Here is a 5,124-nt window from a genome sequence, read left to right on the forward strand (position 1 = left end):
GCGTTTCGGGTTCTAACCCGAAACGCCACTCACGACCCCAGCGACCGACGCTTTCTGGTGCCTTGGTTGTTGGAAGTACGTGAAGGGGCCCTTGCTTGCGTCTAGCGCGGTGAAGGGTCCAGGTACTTGGGGCAGAGGCCTTCGCACGCCATCGTGGTGACTGGTGGGGGCCACTGGGGCTATAGGCGTGTGTTCCGAGGCCTTCACGGACCGCGGTCCCGCGATCAGCGAAGCCGAAGCCAGTAGGTACCTGAGACCCTCCGGGGTTCGCCGTTCGCCGGATTCGCGCTGGCCGGACTGTTAGGGTCCGGCCATGCGAGTGTGGTGGTGTGGCCTGGTCATAGGCGCGGTCGCGCTGCTCGGCGCGTGTGGCGGAGGCGGGGCGGGCCGGGGTCAGGTGGTGCCGTCGACGAAGCCGACGATCCCGGCGACAGGCCTCGTCGAGACGACGACGCGGCCGCCGTCGACCACCACGACCCGGAGCACGACGACGGACACGACGCGCACGACGACCCCTCGCACCACGACCCATCACACGACGACTCAGCGCAAGACGACGACCGCGAAGCGCACGACTGCCCCGCGCCGTACTCCACCCAGGACACGCTGAAGGCTGCTGGCTGTGTCTCAGGTGATGGAGAGCGCGCGGCGTGAGTTGGAGCGGATGCGGGCATCGTCCGACGCGTGGCGAGAGTTGCGTTATGAGCGTGCGACGGACGCCGATGGCGAAACCTGCGACGGGAACGCGGTGCGGCGGGCGAAGGTGTTGTGGGCGCTGCAATACGACCGCCGTCCCGAAGATCTCCCGCTGGTGCGGTGGCTGGCCGGACAGGAGGCGTCGTGCCGTCACGAGGCGCCGTTCCAGGGACTGAGCGAGGAGGCCGCGCTCGCCGGTTTCCTGCTCGCCGAATACCGGCAGGTGGAGGACGTGTGGCTGCACTGGGAGATCAAGGTGGCGAATTTCGACACCTGGTGTGGCTACGACCTTGAACACCTGTTCGCCGCCGGAGTACGGGTCACCACCGCCTTCGTCCGTGACAGCGGCCACGCCGACCGTGACGCCGTGCTGGAGCGGCTGCTCGACGAGGCGGGCAGGCCCTGCGTAGCCGAGGAAGACCTGGCGAAGTGGTCGCGGCGCAAGCGCTCGCATTTCCCGGCGGATCCCGCCGCGGAGGACCCGGTCACCTGGGTCGAGCGCGCCCACTTGACCGGCGACCGGGAACTGACCCGCCGGGAACTGGACCGGTGGGCGGCCGGTCGAGATCGGGACAAGGAAACACTGGGCCGGCTCCGCTACCACCTGGCCGACTTGGGGGCGTTCGCCGAGGCGGCTCAAGCGCAGCGCGAGAGCCTGGCGTTCGCGGCCGACGGCCGGGATTCGGCGTCGGCCTTGCAGACCCTTGCCGGACTGGAACGCCAGGCAGGTGACCACGACGCCGCCTGGGAAGCGCTGCGCGAGTGCCGCCGAGCCCTGGAAGGCGTGTCCGGATGGCCGGAGGTGGGGCTGGGCCGGATGTACGTGGAGGAGCTGTTCCGGCTGGCAGGCTCCGCGGAGGGCGAGTTGGCCGAGACGGTGTTCGCCGAGGCGGACCGTCAGGCACGCGACGTGCCCGGCCTTCCCTTGGTGGTGTTGCAAAGCGCCGCCGAAGCGGCCGGCAAAGTCGGCGACCGGACCAAAGCCGGGTACTACCGGAAACTCCGCGATGCCGAGCGACAGCGTATCGACACCGCGACGGGCCGAGCCCGCCGTTGAGGGGGTCGTGAGTGGCAAAGAGGTCAGAACGCTCTTTGCCACTCACGACAGTGAGTCCGGGCGGTGCGGTCCCGTTCAGTCCTGCGGCGGCGCTTCCTGCAGTGCGCGGACCTCGACCCTGCTCCGCAGCGCACGCGAAGCCTGCTTGGCCCATTCGATCGCGACGTCGTCGTTTTCGGCCTCGATGATCCAGAAGCCCCCGAGGTACTCCTTGGCCTCGACGAACGGGCCCGGAGTGAGCACGGGGCTGTCGCCGGTGTAGTCCACCGTGGTAGCGCTCGACGGCGGGTGCAGACCGCCGGCGGTCACGAAGGCGCCCGCCTCCTGGACGGCGGTGTTGAACGCGCCGACCGCGGCCATCATCTCCTGCAGCTCCGCGGGGTCCATGTTCTCCATCGTCGTCTCCTCGGCGGAGTCGTGCGGGAGGCTCAGGAAGTACTGCGTCATGGTCGTCTCCTCGTCCTTGGTGTGTGCCGGAAACGCTAGGCGCTGCGCACCGCCGACGTATCAGTCATCGTGACTGGTGTCCGGGAAACGACGACCGTCAGACGAGGCCCGCCAGCTCGGCGCGACCGGTCACGCCGAGTTTCGGGTACGCCTTGTAGAGGTGGTGGCCGACGGTCCGGGGGCTGAGGAAGAGCTGTGCGGCGATCTCCTTGTTCGTGTGACCGGCGGCGGCCAGCCGTACGACCTGCAGCTCCTGCGGGGTCAGCAGGGTGAGCGGGCCGCTGCGCCGAGGTTCGTCGCTCCGCTCGCCGAAGGCGGCCAGCTCACCGCGCGCACGCTCGGCCCAGAGCTCCGCGCCGAGATCCTCGAACGCGGACACCGCCGCCGCGAGATGGGCGCGGGCCTCGGTACGGCGGCGCTGGCGGCGCAGCCACTCGCCGTAGACCAGCTGGGTACGGGCACGCTCATAGGGGCCGCCGTGCCGTTCTTGGAGCCGCAGCGCCTCGGCGTACAGCGCGCCGGCGTCGCCGTCATCGGCCAGCAAGGCCCGGCAGCGCAGTGCGAGTCCGGTGGCGACCGGACGGTCGACGTGTTCGGCCCAGTGCAGGAACGCCGCCAGCGGTTCGCGGGCGCGATCCGGCTCGCCGCCGCGCACGGCGGCCTCCACCAGGTCCGGCACCGCACGGACCAGGACGTCTCGGCTCGCAGGTCCCCGGAAAACTGCCTCGAGCCGGTCGAGCGCCTCCCCGAACCGCCGTGCGGAAAGGTCGAGCATGCCGAGACCCCAGTCCGCGATCTCGGCGTTGACCCGGTGCCGGGTTCGGGCACGCGCGAGCACCTCGTCGGCAAGAGCCCGGCAGCGCGGCTCGTCACCCGAAACGGCGTGTAGCCACACCTCGACCGACCGGTGTGCCAGACGCTCGGTCGTGTTCCCGAGTTCTGCGCTCACGGACGCGCCTTCCGCCACACACGCGCGGGCGTCCGCGAACTCACCGCGGAACAGCCGCGCCACGGCGAGCACGTTCAGCAGGTACGGGACCCACCCCAACGTTCCGGTGGCCCGCGCCCCGGCCAGCATGTCCTCGGTCCCGGCGACGACGTCGTCGTCGTCCGTCAGCATGAGCCCGCCGAGCGCAGCCGTGATGCGCAGCATCAGGTCGTTTCCGCCACCGGGTGAGGCGGTGCAGAGAGCGCGCATCGGTCCGACGGCCGCCTCCGGACGTCCGGCGAAGAGTTCCGCCCAGCCGAGAAGGGCGGCGATCACCGGTGCCCAGTGCTCCGGCGGCGGAAACCCGCGCATCAGCTCCGCCGCACGCTGCAGGAGGTCGTGCGCCGCGCCGTGCCGGGCGGCGTGCGCGGCCTCGTAGAGCGTGAGCGCGGCGCGCTCCGGATCGGTGTCGCGCACCAGCGCGGCGGCGTCGAGCGTCAGCTCCGCGTCGGCACGCGGGGAGGTGCGTTCGTACTCCACGGCACCACGGGTGTAGATGGCGTCGGCCCGGACGCCGACGTCGGTGGTGAGCGCGAGCGCTTCGGCCGCCAACCGGGCGGCGCGGTCGGCCTTGCCCGCGTCGAACGCGGCCTGACTGGCGAGGACGATGCGCCGGGCCTTCCGCTCCCGGTCGGCGCTGAGCCTGCCGGCGCGGTCGTAGGCGGCGCACACGGCCATCGCGCCGCCCCGGTGCCAGGCCCGCTCCGCCACACCTTCGAGTTCGGCGGCCACCGCCTCGTCGGGAGTGGTGGTCGCGGCGGCGAGGTGCCAGGCCCGGCGGTCGGCATCGGCGTCCGCGCGCAGCGCTTCGGCGTACGCGCGATGGACCTCGATCCGCCGGTGCAGCGGCGCGTCCTGATAGGCGGCCGCCCGTACCAGAGGGTGACGGAACGTGACCCGGCTGTCGATCCGGAGCAACCGGTCGCGTTCGGCGGGCGCCAGGTCGTCGGGGGCGCCACCGAGGGCTTCGATCACGTGCAGGATCGTCGCGAGCGGCGCCGCCGTGTCGGCCGCCGCCGCGAGAAGCGCGCGTTGGGTGGGTTCGGGAAGCTCGACGATCTGGCGGCGGAACGTCTCCTGCACGCGGCGGGTCACGGGCAGCGGGCCGACCTGCTCGGCAGGGTCGGACTCGTCGGCATCGCGTGCCGCGAGCCGCGAAGCCCCGAGTTCGATGATCGCCAGTGGGTTGCCACCGGACTCCGCGAGGACCCGCGTCCGCACCGGCCCGACGAGTTCCGGCGCGTGGTCGTCCAGCAGCAGGGCGGCGTCGGGCGCGGTGAGGCCGGACAGGTCCACCACCTCGACGCCGGCGATCTCGAACGGCGCCGACGTCTCGCGCACCGCGAACAGCAGCGCGATCGGGTCGGCCACGAAGCGGCGGGCCGCGAACAACAGCGCCTCCACGGAACCCTGGTCGAGCCATTGCAGGTCGTCGACCACGCACAGCAGCGGGGCGTCCTCGGCCAGATCGGCGAGCAACGACAGGGTACCGGCGGAGATCAGGAACCGGTTGGCTTCGTCTCCCTCCGCCAGGCCGAAAGCGCACCGCAGCGCCATGGCCTGGGGAGCGGGCAAGGCGTCCAGTCGATCCAGGTGGGGGAACAGGAGTTGGTGCAGGCCGCCATACGCGAGTTCGGAGTCGGACTCGATCCCCGCGCCGCGGACCACTCGTATGCCCTCGGCTTCGGCGATCGACACGGCGTGGTCGAGCAGGACCGATTTCCCGATACCCGCCGCGCCCCTGAGCGTCAGCACGCCACTACGGGCGTCGCGCGCGTTCGTCAGCAGACGTCGGATCCGCGTCAGCTCGACGTCCCTTCCCACCAGCGACATGCGGTCACCCTAGCTTGAGTTTTAACCTGTTCGTCGGGGTCGTGGGTTGGTGGTCTTGGGTTTCTGTCTGTGGCTGGGTTTCTGTCTGTTTGGGCTGGTCGCG

General features: G+C 71.1%; 3 protein-coding genes. 1 reads left to right on the plus strand and 2 read right to left on the minus strand.

Annotation, left to right across the window (positions count from 1 at the left end; all coding sequences use genetic code 11):
- The first annotated feature begins 622 nt into the window (after window positions 1-622).
- On the plus strand, window positions 623-1,753 hold the full coding sequence (locus ACFVM3_RS41760; protein WP_378445444.1) for a hypothetical protein: 1,131 nt from the start codon (window positions 623-625) through the stop codon (window positions 1,751-1,753).
- Window positions 1,754-1,828: 75 nt separating this feature from the next.
- On the opposite strand, the gene ACFVM3_RS41765 is transcribed toward ACFVM3_RS41760, so the two are convergent.
- Both ACFVM3_RS41765 and ACFVM3_RS41770 read right to left on the minus strand, forming a co-directional pair.
- On the minus strand, window positions 1,829-2,200 hold the full coding sequence (locus tag ACFVM3_RS41765) for a YciI family protein (RefSeq protein WP_378445446.1): 372 nt from the start codon (window positions 2,198-2,200) through the stop codon (window positions 1,829-1,831).
- A gap of 97 nt (window positions 2,201-2,297) precedes the next feature.
- Complete coding sequence (locus ACFVM3_RS41770; protein WP_378445448.1) at window positions 2,298-5,021, minus strand: AAA family ATPase; 2,724 nt, start codon at window positions 5,019-5,021, stop codon at window positions 2,298-2,300.
- Between the last annotated feature and the right edge of the window lie 103 nt (window positions 5,022-5,124).

This window comes from Amycolatopsis sp. NPDC057786 (assembly GCF_042797905.1).
GTDB lineage: Bacteria > Actinomycetota > Actinomycetes > Mycobacteriales > Pseudonocardiaceae > Amycolatopsis.